Source organism: Bartonella sp. B39 (assembly GCF_053795145.1).
Genome location: NZ_CP200036.1, coordinates 620,837 through 641,623 on the forward strand (window position 1 = coordinate 620,837; position 20,787 = coordinate 641,623).

Sequence of the window (20,787 nt, forward strand, 5' to 3'; positions counted from 1 at the left end):
TGTTATGGCAAAAAAAAGTATAGGTCAGCTCAAGTTGCAGGTTCCTGCAGGAGCGGCTACTCCGTCTCCACCGATTGGTCCTGCTCTCGGTCAGCGTGGTATTAATATCATGGAATTTTGTAAGGCGTTTAATGCGGCTACGCAGGAAATGGAAAAGGGGGCACCGATTCCAGTAGTTATCACGTATTACCAAGATAAGTCTTTCACATTTTCCTTAAAGACACCTCCTGTATCATTTTTCTTGAAGAAGGAAGCAAATTTAAAATCTGGCTCGAAAGAGCCTGGTAAAGTGTCTGTAGGGAGTATCTCTCGTGATAAGATTCGTTCAATTGCACAAACAAAGATGAAGGATCTTAACGCGAATGATATTGATTCAGCGATGCGTATGGTTGAGGGTTCTGCTCGTTCTATGGGCTTGGAAGTGGTGGGCTAATGTTATGGCAAAAATAGCAAAGAGAATAAAAAATATCCGTAAAGATATTAATTTTAATGAGCTTTACGCTTTAAAAGATGCTGTTTCGATTGTTAAAGAGCGTGCAGTTGCTAAATTTGATGAAACGATTGAGATTTCAATGAACTTAGGTGTTGATCCCCGTCATGCAGATCAAATGGTTCGAGGTGTTGCTCATTTGCCCAATGGAACTGGGCGTAAAGTTCGTGTTGCTGTTTTTGCACGTGGTGATAAAGCTGAGGAGGCTAGGGCTGCTGGTGCAGATGTTGTGGGAGCTGAAGATTTGTTTGAGAGCATTAATGGTGGAAAGATTGATTTTGATCGTTGTATTGCAACACCTGATATGATGCCTCTTGTTGGTCGTCTTGGTAAAATTCTTGGTCCACGGAGTTTGATGCCAAATCCAAAAGTTGGTACTGTAACGCTTGATATTGCTAGTGCTGTAAGAGCTTCTAAAGGTGGTGCTGTTGAATTTCGCGTTGAAAAAGCTGGGATTGTCCATGCCGGTATCGGTAAGGCCTCTTTTGGGGTTGAGAAGATAGTGGAAAATATTAAAGCTTTCGCGAGTGCTGTTATTAAAGCTAAGCCACAAGGTGCAAAAGGTGAATATGTTAAGCGTGTTGCAGTTTCTTCGACTATGGGGATTGGAGTTAAAGTTGATCCTGCAACTGTTCGTTCGGAGTAAGTTTAAACAGATTTATAATTTTGTTTTGGGGTATGTGAATAACGAGATTATGTTTAGGATGTCGGTTCTTATCGGCATTGAGCTATCTAAGCTTTATCGAGCTTAGGTTATACTGGAAGAAATTCCGGAATATCCTGTCCGAGATTGTGGGCGATACTTGGGTATCTTAATCGAAAAAGCCCGCATGAGACTGGGGTAAAAACTGAGAGTTAAAAGACTTAAAGGGTTTGAGCCAAGGTTGCCTTTGATCGTTATGCGTGAAAAAGGGGACAGGATCCTCATCGATAGCATGGAGTATTTTGTGTTATCAAAGGTAACCAGCAGGTTTGCTTTAAGTAAATCTGTTAAATGGAGAGAGACAGTGAATAGAGCGGAAAAACGCGAATTTGTTACATGGCTTAATGAGGCTTTTCGAAAGTCTGGTTCTGTTGTTGTTGCACATTATTCCGGTCTGACAGTTTCACAGATGAACGATCTTCGTTCGAAAATGGGTGAAGCTGGCGGTGCCGTTAAAGTCGCCAAAAACCGTCTTGCTAAAATCGCTCTTCAGGGCACGGAATCTGAATCGATAGTGGATTTGTTTGTTGGACAAACACTTATTGCTTATTCAGAAGATCCAATTACAGCATCGAAAGTTGCTGTTGATTTTGCAAAGACCAATGACAAATTTGTTATTCTTGGTGGTTCAATGGGTGCAACGAGTTTGAGTGTAGAAGCTGTGAAGTCATTAGCTTCATTGCCTTCACTGAACGAATTGCGAGCAAAACTTGTGGGTATGATTTCTACTCCTGCAACCCGTATTGCACAGGTTATTAATGCACCTGCTGGTCGGGTTGCGCGTGTCATTGGAGCATATGCTCAGGAGGATAAGGCGGCTTAAGGCTGTTTTGTATTCATGTTTATGGAAGAGTTTTGGTGCTTTTCTGTTTTTTGAATAAGTTTTAAATAATGGTTCAAATCTTTTAATTGAAGGAATTTAAAAATGGCTGATCTAGCGAAGATCGTAGAAGACCTTTCTAATTTAACTGTTTTGGAAGCTGCTGAGCTTTCTAAGTTGCTTGAAGAAAAATGGGGTGTTTCGGCTGCTGCTCCTGTAGCTGTAGCTGCTGTTGCCAGTACCGCTGCTCCAGCTGCTGAAGAAAAAACAGAATTTGATGTTATCCTTGTTGAAGGTGGTGCGCAAAAAATTAATGTCATTAAGGAAGTTCGTGCTCTTACTGGGCTTGGTCTTAAAGAAGCTAAAGATCTGGTTGAGGGAGCTCCTAAGCCTATTAAAGAGGGTGCTTCTAAAGATGAAGCAGAGAAAATTAAATCTCAACTTGAAGCTGCTGGTGCTAAAGTTGAGCTTAAGTAGATTTTATTTTGTCGGCGGGCATTTATGTTCGCCGATTTACTTTCTCTTGAAAAAAAGGAAGATGATTAATGAAAGCCTATTTCCTAATAGTTGAGTAAATGGGTATAGGTTTTACTTCTAGTTCCTTTATCATAGGGCCGAGTAAATCAATGGTTTATGTTAATGGAGCAAATTGGTGATATCCATTATCGGGTATCAGGTGAACTGGTCTGCATGTGCAGGTTAATGACATAAAGCTTTCAAGGTTTAGTTTACCTTGAAGAGTAAAAATCAAGGAGCGATGATGGCTCAAACCCTAGCGATGATGTCTCAATTCAATGGTCGTAAGCGCGTACGCAAATTTTTCGGTAAGATTCCTGAGGTGGCAGAAATGCCGAATCTTATTGAGGTACAAAAAGCGTCATATGATCAGTTTCTCATGGTTGAGGAACCGAAAGGTGGACGACCAGATGAAGGTTTACAGGCTGTTTTTAAATCGGTATTTCCTATTTCGGATTTTTCCGGTACAGCTATGCTTGAGTTTGTTGGTTATGAATTTGATTTACCAAAATTTGATGTTGAAGAATGCCGTCAGCGTGATTTGACTTATGCTGCGCCATTAAAGGTGATATTGCGTTTAATTGTTTTTGATATTGATGAAGATACGGGATCAAAAGATATCAAAGATATTAAAGAGCAAGGCGTTTATATGGGTGATATGCCTTTAATGACGACGAATGGTACTTTTATCGTAAATGGTACGGAGCGCGTTATTGTTTCACAGATGCATCGCTCTCCAGGTGTCTTTTTTGATCATGATAAAGGAAAGTCGCATTCATCGGGAAAGTTTCTTTTTGCTGCTCGTATTATTCCTTATCGCGGTTCTTGGCTTGATATTGAGTTTGATGCTAAAGACATCATCTATGCTCGTATTGATCGGCGACGCAAGATTCCTGTTACGAGTCTTTTGATGGCGTTAGGTATGGATGCATCAGACATTTTATCGATGTTTTATAATAAAGTCACTTATGAGCGAGATGGAGATGGATGGCGTATTCCTTATTCTGTTGATCGCTTTAAGGGCATGAAGCTTGTTTCTGACCTTGTAGATGCGGACAGCAGTGAAGTTGTTGTTGAGGCTGGTAAAAAGCTAACGCTTCGTGCTGCAAAATCTTTAGCTGAGAAAGGTCTCAAGGCGGTTAAGGTTAGTGAGGATGATTTATTAGGGTGTTATTTAGCGGAGGATATAGTTAATTATCAGACAGGTGAGGTTTATCTTGAAGCTGGTGATGAAATTGACGAAAAAATATTGAAGGTTTTGTTTGATGTTAATGCGGATCAAATTAATATTCTTGATATTGATCACATGAATATTGGAGCATATATTCGTAATACTTTAAAAGTGGATAAAAACGAAAGTCGGCAGGATGCATTGTTTGATATTTATCGGGTTATGCGTCCCGGTGAGCCACCAACAATGGATACAGCAGAAGCTATGTTCCATTCATTATTTTTTGATCCAGAACGTTATGATCTTTCGGCTGTAGGGCGTGTTAAGATGAATTTGCGTATGGATCTTGATTGTCCAGACACGGTTCGCATTTTGCGTCAAGAGGATATTCTCGCTGTTGTTAAGATGTTGGTTGAATTGCGCGATGGTCGTGGTGAAATTGATGATATTGATAATCTTGGCAATCGTCGCGTTCGTTCAGTTGGAGAGTTGATGGAAAATCAGTATCGCATTGGTTTGCTCCGTATGGAGCGTGCGATAAAAGAACGTATGTCATCGGTTGAAATTGATACAGTTATGCCACAAGATTTAATTAACGCAAAGCCCGCTGCTGCAGCGGTTCGCGAGTTTTTTGGATCTTCACAATTATCGCAGTTTATGGATCAAACCAATCCATTATCAGAAATTACCCATAAGCGCCGTCTTTCTGCTCTTGGTCCAGGTGGTTTGACACGTGAACGTGCAGGTTTTGAAGTTCGTGACGTACATCCTACGCATTATGGCCGTATTTGTCCAATTGAAACGCCGGAAGGTCCTAATATTGGTTTAATTAATTCCTTAGCGACATTTGCGCGGGTTAATAAATATGGTTTTATTGAAAGTCCATATCGCAAAATTATCGATGGTAAAGTGACAACAGAAGTTATTTACCTATCTGCTATGGAAGAATCAAAGCATTATGTGGCTCAGGCTAATTCTTCATTGGATTCTGAGGGGCGCTTTACAGAAGAGTTTGTTGTTTGTCGTCATGCAGGTGAAGTTTTGATGGCACCGCGCGATCATGTGGATTTGATGGATGTTTCACCAAAACAGTTGGTTTCAGTAGCAGCAGCTCTTATTCCATTTTTGGAAAATGATGATGCGAATCGTGCTTTGATGGGATCAAACATGCAACGTCAGGCGGTTCCACTTGTGCGTGCTGAAGCACCATTTGTCGGTACGGGAATGGAACCAATTGTTGCTCGTGATTCAGGTGCTGCCGTTAGTGCAAAGCGTGGTGGTATTGTTGATCAGGTTGATGCAACCCGTATTGTGATCCGTGCAACAGAAGATTTGGATCCTTCAAAGTCTGGTGTTGATATTTATCGTCTACAAAAGTTTCAGCGTTCCAATCAGTCTACTTGTATTAATCAGCGTCCCCTCGTGCATGTAGGAGATCGGATAGAGAAGGGTGATATTATTGCAGATGGTCCGTCTACAGATCTTGGTGATTTAGCTCTTGGGCGAAATGTTCTTGTGGCATTTATGCCTTGGAATGGATACAATTATGAAGATTCCATTTTGTTATCCGAGCGTATTGTTGCCGATGATGTTTTTACCTCAATTCATATTGAGGAATTTGAAGTAGCAGCACGTGATACAAAGCTTGGTCCAGAAGAAATTACGCGCGATATTCCTAACGTTGCGGAAGAAGCGTTAAGGAATCTTGATGAGGCTGGTATTATTTATATTGGTGCTGAAGTTCAGCCTGGTGATATTTTGGTTGGCAAAATTACACCAAAAGGTGAAAGTCCCATGACGCCAGAAGAAAAGCTTCTACGTGCCATTTTTGGAGAAAAGGCTTCAGATGTTCGTGACACTTCTATGCGAATGCCTCCTGGAACTTTTGGAACTGTTGTTGAAGTTCGTGTTTTCAACCGCCACGGTGTGGAAAAAGATGAACGTGCAATGGCAATTGAACGTGAGGAAATTGAGCGTTTAGCTAAAGATCGTGATGATGAACAGTCGATCCTTGATCGCAATGTTTATGCGCGTCTTGCTGATATGTTGGTAGGCAAAGTTGCTGTAGAAGGTCCAAAAGGCTTTTCGGGTAGTAAGGAACTTGACAATACGGTGATGGCTCACTATCCGCGTTCACAATGGTGGCAATTTGCTGTTGATGATGAAAAGCTTCAGAATGAAATTGAGGCTTTGCGCAAGCAGTATGATGAATCAAAAGAAGCATTACAACGTCGCTTTATGGATAAAGTTGAGAAGGTCCAAAGAGGTGATGAAATGCCTCCTGGTGTCATGAAAATGGTTAAGGTTTTTGTAGCTGTAAAACGCAAAATCCAACCGGGTGACAAAATGGCAGGACGTCATGGTAATAAGGGGGTTGTATCACGTATTCTTCCTGTAGAAGATATGCCGTTTCTCGAAGATGGAACCCACGCTGATATCGTTTTGAATCCACTTGGTGTGCCTAGTCGTATGAATGTTGGTCAAATTCTTGAGACACATCTTGGTTGGGCGTGTGCTGGTATGGGCAAGAAGATTGGTGATTTGATAGAATTATATCAAGAGACTGGGGATATCCTTCCTTTGCGTCAGCGTATTGAGAATCTGATGCCTGATAATGATCATAATGAACCAGTACGTCAGTATGATAATGAAAGCATTTATAAATTGGCACTGCAGATGAAGAAAGGCGTTTCAATCGCAACGCCTGTTTTTGATGGAGCACATGAATCTGATATCAACATGATGTTGGAAGATGCAGGGCTAGATAGCTCAGGACAGGTTACGCTTTATGATGGTCGTACTGGAGAGCCTTTTGATCGTCCGGTGACAGTTGGATATATTTACATGTTGAAATTGCATCACCTTGTTGATGATAAGATTCATGCGCGTTCGATTGGACCATATTCGCTTGTTACCCAGCAGCCATTAGGTGGTAAGGCACAATTTGGTGGTCAGCGTTTTGGTGAAATGGAAGTTTGGGCACTTGAAGCTTACGGCGCTGCATACACTTTGCAGGAGATGTTGACTGTAAAATCAGATGATGTGGCTGGTCGAACGAAAGTCTATGAGGCAATTGTGCGTGGTGATGATACATTTGAAGCAGGTATACCCGAAAGCTTTAATGTGCTGGTAAAAGAAATGCGCTCACTCGCTCTTAATGTAGAACTTGATGATGCGCGCGAGCTTATTGCACAGCGGGTATTGTCTGATACAGTAGAATAATAATTTGAGAAGAGTGCACTGGAAAGAGCGCGCTCTGATTATCTTAAGAGGTTAAATAAAAGACTTTTATTAAGGTAGCGCAGACAGTTTAAAAGATAAAAATGGGTTTTAAATAAGATCTGTGATAAAATTAATAAGATATAATAACGGGTTATAAGAATCTTTGAAGGAGAACGGCATGAACCACGAGGTCATGAATCTTTTCAATCCTCAGGCGCCAGCGCAGACATTTGACTCTATTCGTATTTCCATTGCGAGTCCTGAGAAGATTTTGTCTTGGTCGTATGGTGAGATCAAGAAGCCTGAGACTATTAATTATAGGACTTTTAAGCCAGAGCGTGATGGTCTTTTTTGTGCACGTATATTTGGCCCTATTAAAGACTATGAATGTCTGTGCGGTAAATATAAACGCATGAAATATAAGGGTATTATCTGTGAGAAATGTGGTGTAGAGGTGACTCTTTCGCGCGTACGTCGTGAGCGTATGGGCCATATTGAGCTTGCGGCACCGGTTGCGCATATTTGGTTCCTTAAATCATTGCCAGGTCGTATTTCTACACTTTTAGATTTAACTTTGAAGGATATTGAACGGGTTCTCTATTTTGAGAATTATATTGTAACAGAACCAGGATTGACATCCCTTAAGCTCTATCAGCTTCTTTCTGAAGAAGAGTATATGCTTGCTATTGATGAGTTTGGGGAGGATCAATTTACAGCTATGATTGGCGCTGAGGCTATTTACGAGCTTCTAGCCAGCATGGAATTAGAGAAACTCGCGAATGATTTGCGCGCCGAATTATCTGAGACAACTTCGGAGTTAAAGCAGAAAAAGCTGATTAAACGACTTAAGATCGTTGAGAATTTTCTTGAATCTGGTAATAAACCAGAGTGGATGATTATGAGGACGATTCCAGTCATTCCACCTGATTTACGTCCATTAGTTCCGCTTGATGGTGGGCGTTTTGCGACATCGGATCTGAATGATCTTTATCGACGAGTAATAAACCGTAATAACCGTTTGAAACGGTTGATTGAATTGCGTGCCCCTGGAATTATTGTGCGCAATGAAAAACGTATGGTGCAAGAAGCTGTCGATGCGTTGTTTGATAATGGTCGGCGTGGGCGTGTAATTACTGGAGCAAATAAGCGTCCACTCAAGTCTCTTTCAGATATGCTGAAGGGTAAGCAAGGGCGTTTCCGCCAAAACTTACTTGGAAAGCGTGTTGATTATTCTGGGCGTTCTGTTATTGTAACTGGCCCTGAATTAAAATTGCATCAATGTGGTCTTCCTAAAAAGATGGCTCTTGAGTTGTTTAAGCCATTTATTTATGCACGGCTTGATGCGAAGGGGTATTCATCAACTGTAAAACAAGCAAAGAAGCTTGTTGAAAAAGAGCATCCGGAAGTGTGGGATATCTTAGATGAGGTTATTCGTGAACATCCTGTTTTGCTCAATCGTGCGCCGACATTGCACCGTTTGGGGATTCAGGCTTTTGAACCTATCTTGATTGAAGGGAAAGCTATACAGCTGCATCCCTTGGTGTGTACTGCTTTTAATGCGGATTTTGATGGCGATCAGATGGCGGTTCATGTTCCGCTTTCTCTTGAAGCACAGCTTGAGGCCCGTGTTTTGATGATGTCGACCAATAATATTCTTCATCCAGCCAATGGGGCACCGATTATTGTTCCTTCGCAGGATATGGTTCTTGGCCTTTACTATCTTTCGATCGTTTCAGAAAAAGAACCAGGTGAGGGAATGGCTTTTTCTGATATAGGTGAACTCCATCACGCTTTAGAAAATAAGGTTGTAACTCTTCATACGAAGATTAAAGGCCGCGTTAACAATATGGGGAAGGATGGAAAAGAAGTTGCCAAACTTTATGATACAACACCTGGTCGCTTGATTATCGGGGAGCTTTTGCCGAAAAATCCGAATATTTCGTTTGATATTGTTAATCAAGAAATGACCAAAAAGAATATTTCTAAAATGATTGATCAAGTTTATCGGCATTGCGGGCAAAAAGAAACGGTTATTTTCTGTGATCGTATCATGCAGCTTGGCTTTTCTTATGCTTGTCGTGCAGGAATTTCCTTTGGCAAGGATGATATGGTTATTCCTGATAGCAAATCGCGTTTAGTTGCAGAAACGGAAGCTTTAGCTAAAGAATATGAACAGCAATATAATGACGGTTTAATTACGCAAGGTGAAAAATATAATAAGGTCGTGGATGCTTGGGGTAAATGTACGGATCGCGTTGCGGATGAAATGATGAAACGTATTCAGGCCGTTGAGTTTGATCCTAAAACGGGTCGTCAGCGGCCAATGAATTCGATCTATATGATGTCACATTCTGGTGCACGTGGTTCTGCTAACCAGATGAAGCAGTTGGCTGGTATGCGCGGATTAATGGCAAAGCCATCGGGTGAAATTATTGAAACACCAATTATTTCAAACTTTAAGGAAGGTCTAACCGTTAACGAGTACTTCAATTCGACTCACGGTGCACGTAAAGGGCTTGCTGATACTGCGTTAAAAACAGCCAATTCTGGTTATCTAACACGCCGCCTTGTTGATGTTGCACAGGATGCTATTATTTCAGCAGTTGATTGTGGTACTGCAAAGGGGCTTACTATGCAGCCTATTGTTGATGCGGGACAAATTGTTGCATCTCTTGGTCAAAGGATTCTTGGTCGCACAGCACTTGTTGATATTTTACATCCAGTTTCTGGAGAGGTTATCCTTGAAGGTGGTGCGATGATTGAGGAAGCTGATATTGCTAAGATTGAAGAAGCTGGAATTCAGTCTGTTCAAATCCGTTCTGCTTTGACATGCGAAACGCGTCTTGGTGTTTGTGCTAAATGCTATGGTCGTGATTTGGCACGTGGAACACCAGTGAATCAGGGTGAAGCTGTTGGTGTTATTGCGGCTCAGTCCATTGGTGAACCAGGAACTCAGCTTACTATGCGTACTTTCCACTTAGGGGGAACGGCCCAGGTTGTGGATTCATCTCATTTAGAAGCCTCCTATGAAGGTACGGTGGAAATTCGTAATCGCAATGTGGTTCGCAATTCTGAAGGTCATTTGGTGGTTATGGGGCGTAATATGGCTATCCTTATCAAGGATGAGTCTGGAAAAGAGCGTGTAGTGCATCGTGTTAGCTATGGTGCGCATATTTTCGTTGATGATGGTGATGTGGTTAAATGTGGGCAACGTATAGCAGAATGGGATCCTTATACACGTCCAATTTTAACTGAAGTTGAAGGTTATGTAGGTTTTGAAGACATGATTGATGGTTTATCAGTTACTGAAACGGCTGATGAGTCTACCGGTATTACAAAGCGTTTAGTGATTGATTGGCGTGCTAATCCGCGTGGTGCTGATCTAAAACCAGCCATTATCATCCACACAGATAAAAAAGGTGAAAACATTGCTAAATTGTATAAGGGGGGTGAGGCCCGTTATATGATGTCAGTCGAAACCATTCTTTCTGTTGAGCCTGGTTCGCATGTTAAGGCTGGTGATGTTATTGCTCGTTTGCCAATGGAAAGTGCTAAGACAAAAGATATTACAGGTGGCCTACCACGTGTGGCTGAGCTTTTTGAAGCGCGACGTCCAAAAGATCATGCTATTATTGCTGAAGTCAGTGGTACAATTCGTTTTGGTCGTGGTTACAAGAATAAGCGTCGTATTATCATCGAACCAAATGATGAAACTCTTGAACCGGTAGAATATTTAATTCCAAAGGGCAAACTGTTTCACTTTCAAGAGGGCGATCAAATTGAAAAAGGAGATTATATCCTCGATGGTAATCCAGCTCCTCATGATATCTTAGCAATTAAGGGCGTTGAAGCTTTGGCGTCTTATCTTGTTAATGAAATTCAAGAAGTTTATCGTTTGCAAGGTGTTTTAATTAATGACAAGCATATTGAAGTGATTGTTCGTCAGATGTTGCAAAAAGTTGAGATTACTGAATCTGGAGATTCAGGCTATATTGCAGGTGATAATGTTGATCGCATTGAACTTGATGAAATCAATGATAATTTGATTGCAGAAGGGAAGAGACCCGCGTCTGGTACCCCCATCCTTCTTGGAATTACGAAAGCATCTCTTCAAACACCCTCTTTTATTTCGGCAGCATCGTTTCAGGAAACAACAAGGGTGCTTACTGAGGCAGCTGTTTCTGGTAAAATTGATACTTTGCAAGGTCTTAAGGAGAATGTTATTGTTGGTCGTCTTATTCCTGCGGGTACGGGCGGTACAATTGCTCAAATTCGCCGTATTGCTACGGTCCGTGATGATTTGATTGTGGATGAGCGGCGCAAGTCTAGCAATAATGAAATAGCTAAGGCTATGTTGACAAATATGACAACCGAAGCGGTTGCTGAATAATTTGTATACATACTTAAAGAATTGACATAAGAGCGTCCGAATATAAAGTTTGGGCGTTTTTTACAGATTGCATAATGCAGAATCCCCGTGTTTTTCTAAAAAATATGACTTTAAAAGCTGTAAGGCGATTATTGTTTTAAGCATTTTTCTGGCCTATTGTATTTTCTTATAGTGATATTCATCTTTTCATGCGCTTCTTATTCATAAATTTCTCATTTTACAGTTGGATAGAAAGTTTATTTCCAATATATTTAAGGTTAAAAAGTGCATATGGTGATAGGTTATCATGTGTTAAGGGAACAGGGGTGAATTATCTGAAAATAAGATAGCTACTGGTTTTGAATATTGTGAGATTTTTTTTGGTTGATATATTTTATAAAGATTGAAAAGGTGTTATAATAGGTGGTTAAAAATCTTTTCTGTAATCCAAATAATAATTGATTTTCTGCTGTATGATATTTGCATGACGAGAAGATTTTGTGTTTTTTATATTTTAAAAATTGAGGAAAGTAGAGGATAAAAAGCTAATTAAAATTTTATAAAAAACAGATATCTGATAAAAGTGTATCTATAAGACGGAATGATAAAACATACGAATATTATTCAATTGGCGAATTGACGTACGAATTTTCAATAACTGCTTGGATTTTGCGTTGTTATGAAGAAGAAGAGCTTTTTATGCCTTTTCGCCGTGAGAGTGTACGGCTTTATACGCAAACGGATCATCGCAAATTAAAACAGATACTGCGTGTTAAAAAGAGTTAAATTTTCTTTGTCTGAAATATCTGATATGTTGACTATAGTCGCAAAACTACCTGATGATGAGAAAAATCTTAAGAAATTAATTGCAGGGATTAATAAAAAACGGGCCTATTTATAGCAAATGCAGTGTTGTATTGATGATCTCCTGCATGATTTAGGATGCATAGAGAAAACTTCTTTGAGAGTTTAGCTGAATTAGGAATTAATCGTTGATTATAAAGTTTATTTCACATTCACTTTTTGATGAGAGAGATGGGCTGTATGTTCTTTAATGATAGGCATTGATAGGGCCTCAAATGTGGTAAGTCTTTCAAAAAAATAGAGCGAATGAAAAATGGTTGCAAAGGTGTTGCAACATACCGGCTATGAATAAAAAACAACGATATTTAAATTCACTTTTCAAAAGAGAAAGTAAAAACAATGACGAACGATTCTCCTATTGATATTTTCCGGTCTATTCTGACACGTAAGTCGATTCGCGCTTTTACTCATCAGCCAGTTTCACACGAAATGATCAAAGAAATCTTAAAACTTGCGGCTCGTGCGCCATCTGGAACAAATATCCAACCATGGCAAGTCATTGTTCTTACAGGAAATGTATTGCAGAAAGTAGGACAAGAACTTTCCAAACTCGCGCTCTCAGGTGTAAAAGAAGAACGTGAAGTTCGTTATTATCCACGTCAATGGCGCGAACCCTATCTTTCGAGGCGTCGAAAAATTGGTTTGGATCTTTATAAGAGTCTTGGAATTCAAAAAGACGAGCAGAAAAAAATACTTCTCCAAAAAGCGCGGAATTTTTCATTTTTTGGTGCACCTGTAGGACTTTTGTTTACAATGGATTACGACATGGAAATGGGAAGCTGGCTTGATTTGGGGATGTTTATGCAGACCATCATGTTAGCAGCACGTGGGTTCGGCTTAGATACATGTCCCCAAGCTGCTTTTGCTGGTTATCATAAACAAATTCGTACACTTTTGTCAGTACCTTCTGATCGGCACATTATTTGTGGCATGGCACTTGGCTATCGTGATGAAAGTGCTCCAGAAAACAATTTTGAGACTGAACGTGAACCAATTGAGAATTTTGTACGCTTTATTTAATCGTATTTATGGGGATATTTTTGTAAGTGAGCGTAATTTTTTAAGAGCTTAAGACGTTAAAAAATATTTCGGTGAGAACCTCTCATTCTTATCAAATTTTAATATTGCATGTTAACACTTATTTTACTACCTTCAAAGAATTAAGAGAGTGGTTATTCTAAGACCGTTGTTCATTTTGAAGGTTAGCTATGGAAAGCGCTATAGAAAGAAAGTGTTGGATGGTAGCGAGACGAGCGACGGTTATATTTATTGCTGTCATTCTTTTAGCTTATCTTACAATTTGATTTTAAATGGGACAAGTGTGATAAAAGAGCGTATACTCAAGCTGTATATAGTTTTGGGGTGATGAGTGTTTTTATCTGTTTTTGAACTTTTTAAAATTGGTATTGGTCCTTCTAGTTCACATACGATGGGACCAATGACGGCTGCTAATATGTTTTTGCGAGAGATTTCTGCACGGAATTTTTCTCAGCCATCTGGTGCTAAAGTCTCTCGTATACGTGTTTATCTTTATGGTTCTTTAGCTTTCACAGGAATTGGTCATGCTACAGATAGAGCCATTATATTAGGGCTTTTGGGAGAAAAAGCCTCTACTGTTGATCCTGATTGTATAGGATTCTTGTTAGAAAAAGTTACACGTGAAAAAAAAGTGCAACCAGAAGGTCATTCCGCTTATCAGTTTGATTTGCAAAGTGATCTTATTTTTGAACGAAACAAAGCCCTACCTGGGCATGCTAATGGACTTGCGTTTGAAGGGGTTGATGCTGATGGGAATATTCTTTTGAGGCAGGTTTATTATTCTATCGGCGGTGGTTTTGTTGTGACTGAAGATGAATTAAGCTATATGAATGATAATATACAATCAAAAACATTTGAGATTCCATATCCCTTTGATTCTGCGCGCCAAATGTTATTAATGGCAGAAAAGTCAGGACTTTCAATTGCTGAAATGAAGCGCCTAAACGAAGAGACAAAGATGGAGCGTTCTGCTCTTGATAGAGGGCTCGATGAAATTTTTTCAGCTATGACAAATTGCATTGATAGAGGTCTCTCACAAGAAGGCGAGTTGCCAGGCGGATTGCATGTTCCAAGACGTGCTAAAAAACTGCACGAAACGCTTTTGGAAAATCGAAAGAAAAATCGCAATTACCCGCTTTGGGCAAACGATTGGCTTTCAGTATATGCCATAGCGGTGAATGAGGAAAATGCCGCTGGTGGTCGTGTTGTTACGGCACCGACGAATGGGGCAGCTGGTGTTGTACCTGCAGTTCTGCGTTATTATCTTCAGTTTAATGATGATTCAGATCGAGAGGGAATACACAATTTTTTGTTGACGGCAGCGGCTATTGGTGGTGTCATAAAACATAACGCCTCTATTTCTGGTGCAGAAGTTGGTTGTCAAGGTGAAGTTGGGACGGCGTCGTCAATGGCAGCTGCGGGGTTGACAGCAGCGTTAGGTGGTACACCGGCTCAAATTGAAAATGCAGCAGAGATTGCCCTTGAGCATCATTTGGGAATGACGTGTGATCCGGTTGCAGGTCTTGTTCAGGTTCCTTGTATTGAGCGTAATGCAATGGGGGCTGTTAAGGCGGTGACGGCTTCTTCTCTTGCTTTGCATGGTAATGGGGATCATTTTGTTTCTCTTGATGCTTGTATAGAAACAATGCGCCAGACTGGACATGATATGAGTGAACGCTATAAAGAAACAAGTAAAGCTGGTCTCGCAGTCAATGCTATATCTTGTTAAAAGCGTGCAACGGATAGTTAATCTGGTAGATTCTTTAGGGGCTATTTATCGTTTACGAAGGTACAAGTGGACACCATCATTATAGTTTTTAGCCCCCAATATTGCCGACTACCCTCGGTATTAAAACGGTTTATAAAAGAGGCATATGCAGTTCTTTCTCGAACGTTTTTTTATTTAACACAGCAATATCTACTTATAATGTGTACGCAAGTGATTTTTATCATCTTATTTTATATGGATTTGAAATGAGAGCATATTCCTGTATCAGGGGTTATCATTCAAAATGTAAAAGGGTGAATTATCTAAAAGTGTATTGTTCAATAAGAGAGTTTTTTCAAGTTGCTTTATGTTTTGGAAAGAATATCATGAGTTTTGGAAACGGCTTAGGAAATTTTTTATACAGTTTATATTTCTTGGGTAGATTTGTGTGTTATTAAAAAGAATTTTCTTCATTGAGTTATTACAATAGTATCTAAACAATGAGAAAAGCTGACATTCAATGAGATCACTTCTTTCTTATGAAAAAATATCAAGGATAATTTTTGATATTAAATTCAAAGGTGAGCTAACATTTAGTATTTTCTGTGCTCTTTAAGGGATGGTTTCATTAAAAAATTGATCAGATGGTTAGAGAGCAATAATTTACAACCGCAACTCTTATAAATTTAAAGGAAGACGTGCGCGTGCTAAAGAATCTTTAAAAACTTCTAGATAATGCGCTAATATTCTGATTTACAAAATAATTTTTGTAAAAATTATCTATATAATTAGCTATTTGTTGCACCTAGATGGATTTTAATAGGTATATTACCGGTTTGGCTTGCAACGCGTAAATGAATGCGTACAGGAGGCATTACGAGACGACGATTTCGCGTCGTTTGGCAAATAAGAAGGTTGACAAGAGATTTCGTGTCTAACGTCGCTGGAGTATATTGTAAATGAGCAAGTTTTGCTGCAGCATCGTGAAGAGAACGCAATGAGAGAAAAGATGATTGCTTCAATAATTTTTCTTTTTCAGAAGATGAAGCAAGAGCATTATGTATCATGATACTATCCTTAACGCGAATTCAAAAACTTTTAGTAAGCTACAGTATAGCAGTTAAAATTTGCTTTCTTTAATGTAGAACAAGCATTGAGTGCAGCTTTTTTTGATTGAAATCCGACAAACCGCGCACGATAATAGCGATGTCCACTTTTTTCAAATAGTTGCATATGTGAAGATGCATTCTTTAAAGCAGAATAAGCTGTATTTTTTGCTTTTAAAAGCAAAGTCTTTGCTTGTTCTTTGCCAGGAAGAGAACCAATTTGGATGGCCCATCCAGCGTTTGTGAATAAAGAAGCTGTAATAATTTTGGTCTCATCGGGTATAGTTTTCTGAGGATTGGGAATTGGTATAATCACCTTGTTTACAGCAGCTATAGCCATATTGGAATTTCTAGGTTGTTCTGAAAATGCTGTCAAAAGTGGATAAATTTCGTCATCTGAATTTGTTGGCTCAGCTTTAATGATTGGTATAGGAATGTTCGCACCAGTGGGCAAATTATAGTGTGCAGAAGCTATTAAACGACCATTAGTTTTCATCTGGCTTGCTTTTGGCAAATATTGGCTCAATAAGCTAGCCATATGCTCATCACGTGCGGTAGAAGATTTGCCTCCCATAACGACAGCAACGATAGATCGTCCCTCAAGACGCATTGAAGTTGCTAAATTAGAACCTGACATTTGTGTGTAGCCTGTCTTAATTCCATCGACACCCTTGATTATTTTGACGAGTTTATTGTGATTATTAATTGTCTGTCCACGGAAATTAAAACTTTCTATTTTGAACAATTTATACTGTTGTGGAAAATGTTTGCGTAGGGCTAATGATAAAGTGGCCATATCCCGTGCTGTGGTATAATTGCGCACATCCGGAAGTCCTGAAGCATTTGCAAAATGCGTATGTATCATGCCAAGTTTTCGGGCTTTAGCTGTCATCATTTGAGCGAATTTTTTTTCACTGCCGCCGAGATATTCTGCAATGGCAGTGGCAACATCATTTGCTGATCGCGTAATGAGTGCTTTAGCTGCTGTTTCTGCAGAAATTGTTTCGCCCGCTTTAAATCCGATTTTTGTTGGTGGGCGCATTGTTGCATAACGTGAAATTGGGATAGGTGTATTTGGTGTCACACGACGCATATACATAGCTTCAAAGAGTATATACAGCGTCATCATTTTTGTTAAAGAAGCAGGATAACGTTTCAGCGTTGCATTGGCTTGAAATAAAGTTTTTCCTGTATTTGCATCCATAACGATAGCAGCATACTTATCAGGATAGGCTCCTTGAGGAGTAGCTGATGCCAAGGAGTAAGAAAGAGCTGAAACAAAAAACGCAATTGCTACCTTTTTGTAGCAGCGCACAATTTTTTGGCAGTTAATATACACTTGCGATATCCTATTTCTCCATTTACTTCAAAAATTTTGTAAAATTCATTTTTCTGCAGCTCGTTAACGCAGTTTAGGTGAATGGTATTACCAATTTATTTACAGAAATTATTTTGTGCGTTTCCATATTTGGCTTAAATTTTATAACTATAAAGGAAAGTTTCCTTCTTTACACAAATAGATATTGCAATAGTTACGAAAGAATTTAAGATTAACAGAAAATGTGCTCCACAGGAAATGATAATGGTACAGAAGCGAATAACGAATCCCATAGCGTATATTATGCACAAAGAAAAGGGCGATAATTGGGATGAAAGTGGGCTTGATATTATTGTAATGCCAAAGATTAGACCAAAATTGCAAAAGCCTAAGCTATATCGGGTATTTTTACTTAATGATGATTACACCCCTATGGATTTCGTTGTTTTTGTTTTAAAAAGCTTTTTTAAGAAAAATTTCGAAGAAGCAACACGCATTATGTTAAATATTCATCATAATGGGGTAGGCAAATGCGGAACTTATAGTTATGAAGTCGCCGAAATGAAAATGGTACAAGTGAGGGAGTGTGCACGTCAAAATGAACATCCACTACAATGTGTAATGGATGGGAAGTGAGGGATTATGCCATCTTTTACACCTAGCCTTGAAGAGGTTTTGCATCGCGCATTAACGATCGCTACCCAAGCGCGGCATGAATATGCGACATTAGAGCATCTTTTGCTTGCTCTGTTAGATGACGCTGATGCAAATTCAGTTATTCAGGCTTGTCAGGTAGATGTGGAAGAATTGCGAGAACGCTTAACAAATTATATCCAGTCAGAGTTGGGTGTACAGATTAAAGCTGATGAGGATACAAAACCGACAACATTTTTTCAACGTGTTATTCAACGTGCAGTAATTCATGCTCAATCAGCTGGAAAAGATGAAGTATCGGGAGCAAATGTTCTCGTTGCAATTTTTTCTGAACGTGAAAGTTATGCAGCATATTTCCTTCAAGAGATGGGAATGACACGCTATGATGCTGTGCGTTTCATCTCACATGGTATCACACGGGATGAGGGATTATCCATGTTGCTTGAAGGGCTTGAAGAGCAACTAGATCAACAGATTTCAGACAATGATAAAAGGGTAACGAGTGCATTGACGAGTTATTGTGTTGATCTCAATTATAAAGCACGCAATGGAAAAATTGATTTATTAATTGGTCGTGAAGTGGAAATTTCACGCATGATTCAGGTTTTATGTCGAAGATCAAAAAACAATCCGCTTTTGGTTGGTGATCCTGGAGTTGGAAAAACCGCTATAATTGAGGGGTTGGCAAAACGCATTATTGATAGGCAAGTTCCTGAAGTTTTATCAAATGCAACGATATTTTCTCTTGATATGGGAGGGCTTGTTGCAGGTACACGTTATCGTGGTGATTTTGAAGAACGGTTAAAACAAGTTATTAAAGAATTTGAGCAATATCCAGATGCTGTTTTATTTATTGATGAAATTCATACCTTAATTGGAGCGGGAGCTACATTGGGAGGGAATATGGATGCGGCAAATCTTTTAAAACCTGCATTATCTTCCGGAGCTATTAGATGTATTGGTTCGACGACTTACAGAGAATATCGCAAAATTTTTGAACAAGATCATGCTTTAGAGCGCCGTTTCCAGAAGATTGATGTTAACGAGCCTTCTATTATCGATGCAATTAAGATTTTGCAGGGGTTGAAGCCTTATTTTGAAAATTTTCATCAGATCAAATATACTGATGAGGCAGTGAGAGCATCTGTAGAATTGTCGTCACGTTATATGATTGATCGTCGATTACCTGACAAAGCAATTGATGTTGTTGATGAAAGTGGTGCAGCACAAAAGCTTTTGCCAAAAAGACAACGGAAAAAGATCATAGGCGTTAAAGAAATTGAGGCAACAGTTGCCACTATGGCAAGGATCCCACCAAAAACAGTTTCTGGTGATGATCAGAAAATGCTTGGCAAGCTTGAAAGAGAATTAAAACATGTTGTTTATGGACAAGATCAGGCAATTTCCGCTTTAGTGTCGTCAATTAAATTAGCGCGAGCAGGATTGCGTGAATCAGATAAACCAATAGGAAGTTATTTATTTTCAGGACCAACAGGCGTAGGAAAAACTGAAGTTGCAAAACAACTTGCATCTTCTTTAGGAATTGAACTATTGCGTTTTGATATGTCAGAATATATGGAACGGCACACGGTAGCACGCTTAATTGGGGCTCCTCCAGGTTATGTAGGGTTTGATCAAGGGGGGCTTCTGAGCGATGCAGTTGATCAAAAACCTCACGCTGTTCTCTTGCTGGATGAGATTGAGAAAGCACATCCAGACTTGTTTAATATTTTATTGCAGGTGATGGATTACGGTAAGTTAACAGATCATAATGGCAAAAAAATTGATTTCCGTAATATCATTTTAATCATGACGACCAATGCTGGTGCTTCAGATATGGTAAAATCAGCCATCGGATTTGGCAAAGTGCATCGTGATGGTGATGATATTGAAGCGATCAATCGACTCTTTATGCCGGAATTTCGTAACCGGTTAGATGCGATCATTCCATTTTCACCTTTATCCCAGGTAATTATCAACAAGATTGTGCAAAAATTTATTTTTCAGCTTGAAGCGCAATTAGCTGAACGAAGAGTTTGTTTTGAATTAACTCCCCCTGCAATGATTTGGCTCGCTAATAAGGGATACGATTCTCAGATGGGGGCACGCCCATTGAGTCGTGTTATACAAGAACATATTAAAAAGCCATTAGCTGACGAAATTTTATTTGGAAAGTTACGCAATGGCGGCATGGTACGCGTCTTGACACAAAAATTAAACGGGGAAAAGGAGAGGTTGCAGTTAAAAGTTTTATCTTCTGATATGTCTGTTGATTCAAAGGGTAGAAAAATAGCGCATTTTACAAAAAAACGTGTAAAGAAAAAAAGCTCAACAACTTAAAGAAGTGCTTTAAAGGGCTGCACGGATTTTTTTTGCGTTTTCTTCAAGTATTTCTGTAGGCGTTATAACATTATTATGGGGGGTAAGCTTTATTCCTTCCATACGTGGTATAATATGGAAATGGAGATGATAAACGGTTTGTTGACTAGCTGCCTCATTAAATTGCATGACTGTTATACCATCTGCTTGAAAGGCTTTTTTAACAGCTTTAGCGATTTTTTGAACAGCTTTGATAACTGGAAACAATGTTTCAGTATCTGCGTCTAGTAGGTTTCTAGAGCCTTTTCGGGGAATAACGAGTGTATGACCTGGTGCTTGTGGCATGATATCCATGAATGCAATAACATCCTCATCTTCATAGACACGAACAGAAGGGATTTCATTGCGAATCAATTTGGCAAAAATATTGTTATTGTCATAGGCTTGTTTCATACAAATATTTCCTTTTGTGAGTTTTGCTTCAGAACT

14 protein-coding genes are annotated in these 20,787 nt (G+C 39.4%); 11 read left to right on the plus strand and 3 right to left on the minus strand.

Annotated elements, in window-relative coordinates:
• Positions 1–4 precede the first annotated feature (4 nt).
• The 9 genes from rplK to V4P57_RS02845 all read left to right on the plus strand — a co-directional run bounded on the left by rplK (position 5) and on the right by V4P57_RS02845 (position 14,922).
• Positions 5–433 (plus strand): 50S ribosomal protein L11, encoded by a 429-nt coding sequence (gene rplK / locus V4P57_RS02805; protein WP_455466666.1) that lies wholly within the window; start codon positions 5–7, stop codon positions 431–433.
• Between the two features lie 4 nt (positions 434–437).
• Positions 438–1,136, plus strand: coding sequence for a 50S ribosomal protein L1 (rplA, locus tag V4P57_RS02810; protein ID WP_455466667.1), 699 nt, complete (start codon positions 438–440; stop codon positions 1,134–1,136).
• Between the two features lie 361 nt (positions 1,137–1,497).
• A complete protein-coding gene (gene rplJ, locus V4P57_RS02815; RefSeq protein ID WP_455466668.1) occupies positions 1,498–2,016 on the plus strand; it encodes a 50S ribosomal protein L10 in 519 nt (172 codons plus the stop codon).
• Between the two features lie 102 nt (positions 2,017–2,118).
• Entirely contained in the window at positions 2,119–2,490 is a 372-nt protein-coding gene (gene rplL / locus V4P57_RS02820; RefSeq protein ID WP_455466669.1) for a 50S ribosomal protein L7/L12, read from the plus strand.
• A gap of 283 nt (positions 2,491–2,773) precedes the next feature.
• The gene (rpoB, locus tag V4P57_RS02825; protein WP_455466956.1) at positions 2,774–6,922 is read left to right on the plus strand and encodes a DNA-directed RNA polymerase subunit beta; all 4,149 of its coding nucleotides are present in this window, start codon (positions 2,774–2,776) and stop codon (positions 6,920–6,922) included.
• 178 nt (positions 6,923–7,100) lie between these two features.
• A complete protein-coding gene (gene rpoC / locus V4P57_RS02830) occupies positions 7,101–11,312 on the plus strand; it encodes a DNA-directed RNA polymerase subunit beta' (RefSeq protein WP_455466670.1) in 4,212 nt (1,403 codons plus the stop codon).
• A 615-nt stretch (positions 11,313–11,927) separates the two neighbouring features.
• On the plus strand, positions 11,928–12,077 hold the full coding sequence (locus V4P57_RS02835; protein WP_455466671.1) for a hypothetical protein: 150 nt from the start codon (positions 11,928–11,930) through the stop codon (positions 12,075–12,077).
• Between the two features lie 417 nt (positions 12,078–12,494).
• A complete protein-coding gene (locus V4P57_RS02840; RefSeq protein WP_455466672.1) occupies positions 12,495–13,175 on the plus strand; it encodes a nitroreductase in 681 nt (226 codons plus the stop codon).
• Positions 13,176–13,524: 349 nt separating this feature from the next.
• Entirely contained in the window at positions 13,525–14,922 is a 1,398-nt protein-coding gene (locus V4P57_RS02845; RefSeq protein ID WP_455466673.1) for an L-serine ammonia-lyase, read from the plus strand.
• 767 nt (positions 14,923–15,689) lie between these two features.
• Here V4P57_RS02845 and V4P57_RS02850 read toward each other — a convergent pair.
• Both V4P57_RS02850 and V4P57_RS02855 read right to left on the minus strand, forming a co-directional pair.
• Complete coding sequence (locus V4P57_RS02850) at positions 15,690–15,968, minus strand: hypothetical protein (protein WP_455466674.1); 279 nt, start codon at positions 15,966–15,968, stop codon at positions 15,690–15,692.
• 31 nt (positions 15,969–15,999) lie between these two features.
• Positions 16,000–17,346, minus strand: a complete 1,347-nt coding sequence (locus tag V4P57_RS02855) for a D-alanyl-D-alanine carboxypeptidase (RefSeq protein WP_455466675.1) — start codon at positions 17,344–17,346, stop codon at positions 16,000–16,002.
• A gap of 243 nt (positions 17,347–17,589) precedes the next feature.
• Here V4P57_RS02855 and clpS point away from each other — a divergent pair, with 243 nt between their 5' ends.
• Together clpS and clpA are read left to right on the plus strand one after the other, a co-directional pair.
• Entirely contained in the window at positions 17,590–17,961 is a 372-nt protein-coding gene (gene clpS / locus V4P57_RS02860) for an ATP-dependent Clp protease adapter ClpS (protein ID WP_455466676.1), read from the plus strand.
• Between the two features lie 6 nt (positions 17,962–17,967).
• Positions 17,968–20,319, plus strand: coding sequence for an ATP-dependent Clp protease ATP-binding subunit ClpA (clpA, locus tag V4P57_RS02865; RefSeq protein ID WP_455466677.1), 2,352 nt, complete (start codon positions 17,968–17,970; stop codon positions 20,317–20,319).
• Between the two features lie 9 nt (positions 20,320–20,328).
• Here the strand turns inward: clpA and V4P57_RS02870 are convergent, their stop codons facing one another.
• Entirely contained in the window at positions 20,329–20,751 is a 423-nt protein-coding gene (locus V4P57_RS02870) for an HIT family protein (RefSeq protein ID WP_455466678.1), read from the minus strand.
• Positions 20,752–20,787: the final 36 nt, after the last annotated feature.

What these genes read in the sequence shown, in the direction of transcription:
- rplA (WP_455466667.1), top strand. Translation starts at nt 438, where the DNA reads ATGGCAAAAATAGCAAAGAGAATAAAAAATATCCGTAAAGATATTAAT.
- rplK (WP_455466666.1), top strand. Translation starts at nt 5, where the DNA reads ATGGCAAAAAAAAGTATAGGTCAGCTCAAGTTGCAGGTTCCTGCAGGA.
- clpA (WP_455466677.1), top strand. Translation starts at nt 17,968, where the DNA reads ATGCCATCTTTTACACCTAGCCTTGAAGAGGTTTTGCATCGCGCATTA.
- V4P57_RS02840 (WP_455466672.1), top strand. Translation starts at nt 12,495, where the DNA reads ATGACGAACGATTCTCCTATTGATATTTTCCGGTCTATTCTGACACGT.
- rpoC (WP_455466670.1), top strand. Translation starts at nt 7,101, where the DNA reads ATGAACCACGAGGTCATGAATCTTTTCAATCCTCAGGCGCCAGCGCAG.
- rpoB (WP_455466956.1), top strand. Translation starts at nt 2,774, where the DNA reads ATGGCTCAAACCCTAGCGATGATGTCTCAATTCAATGGTCGTAAGCGC.
- V4P57_RS02850 (WP_455466674.1), bottom strand. Translation starts at nt 15,968, where the DNA reads ATGATACATAATGCTCTTGCTTCATCTTCTGAAAAAGAAAAATTATTG.
- V4P57_RS02870 (WP_455466678.1), bottom strand. Translation starts at nt 20,751, where the DNA reads ATGAAACAAGCCTATGACAATAACAATATTTTTGCCAAATTGATTCGC.
- rplL (WP_455466669.1), top strand. Translation starts at nt 2,119, where the DNA reads ATGGCTGATCTAGCGAAGATCGTAGAAGACCTTTCTAATTTAACTGTT.
- clpS (WP_455466676.1), top strand. Translation starts at nt 17,590, where the DNA reads ATGGTACAGAAGCGAATAACGAATCCCATAGCGTATATTATGCACAAA.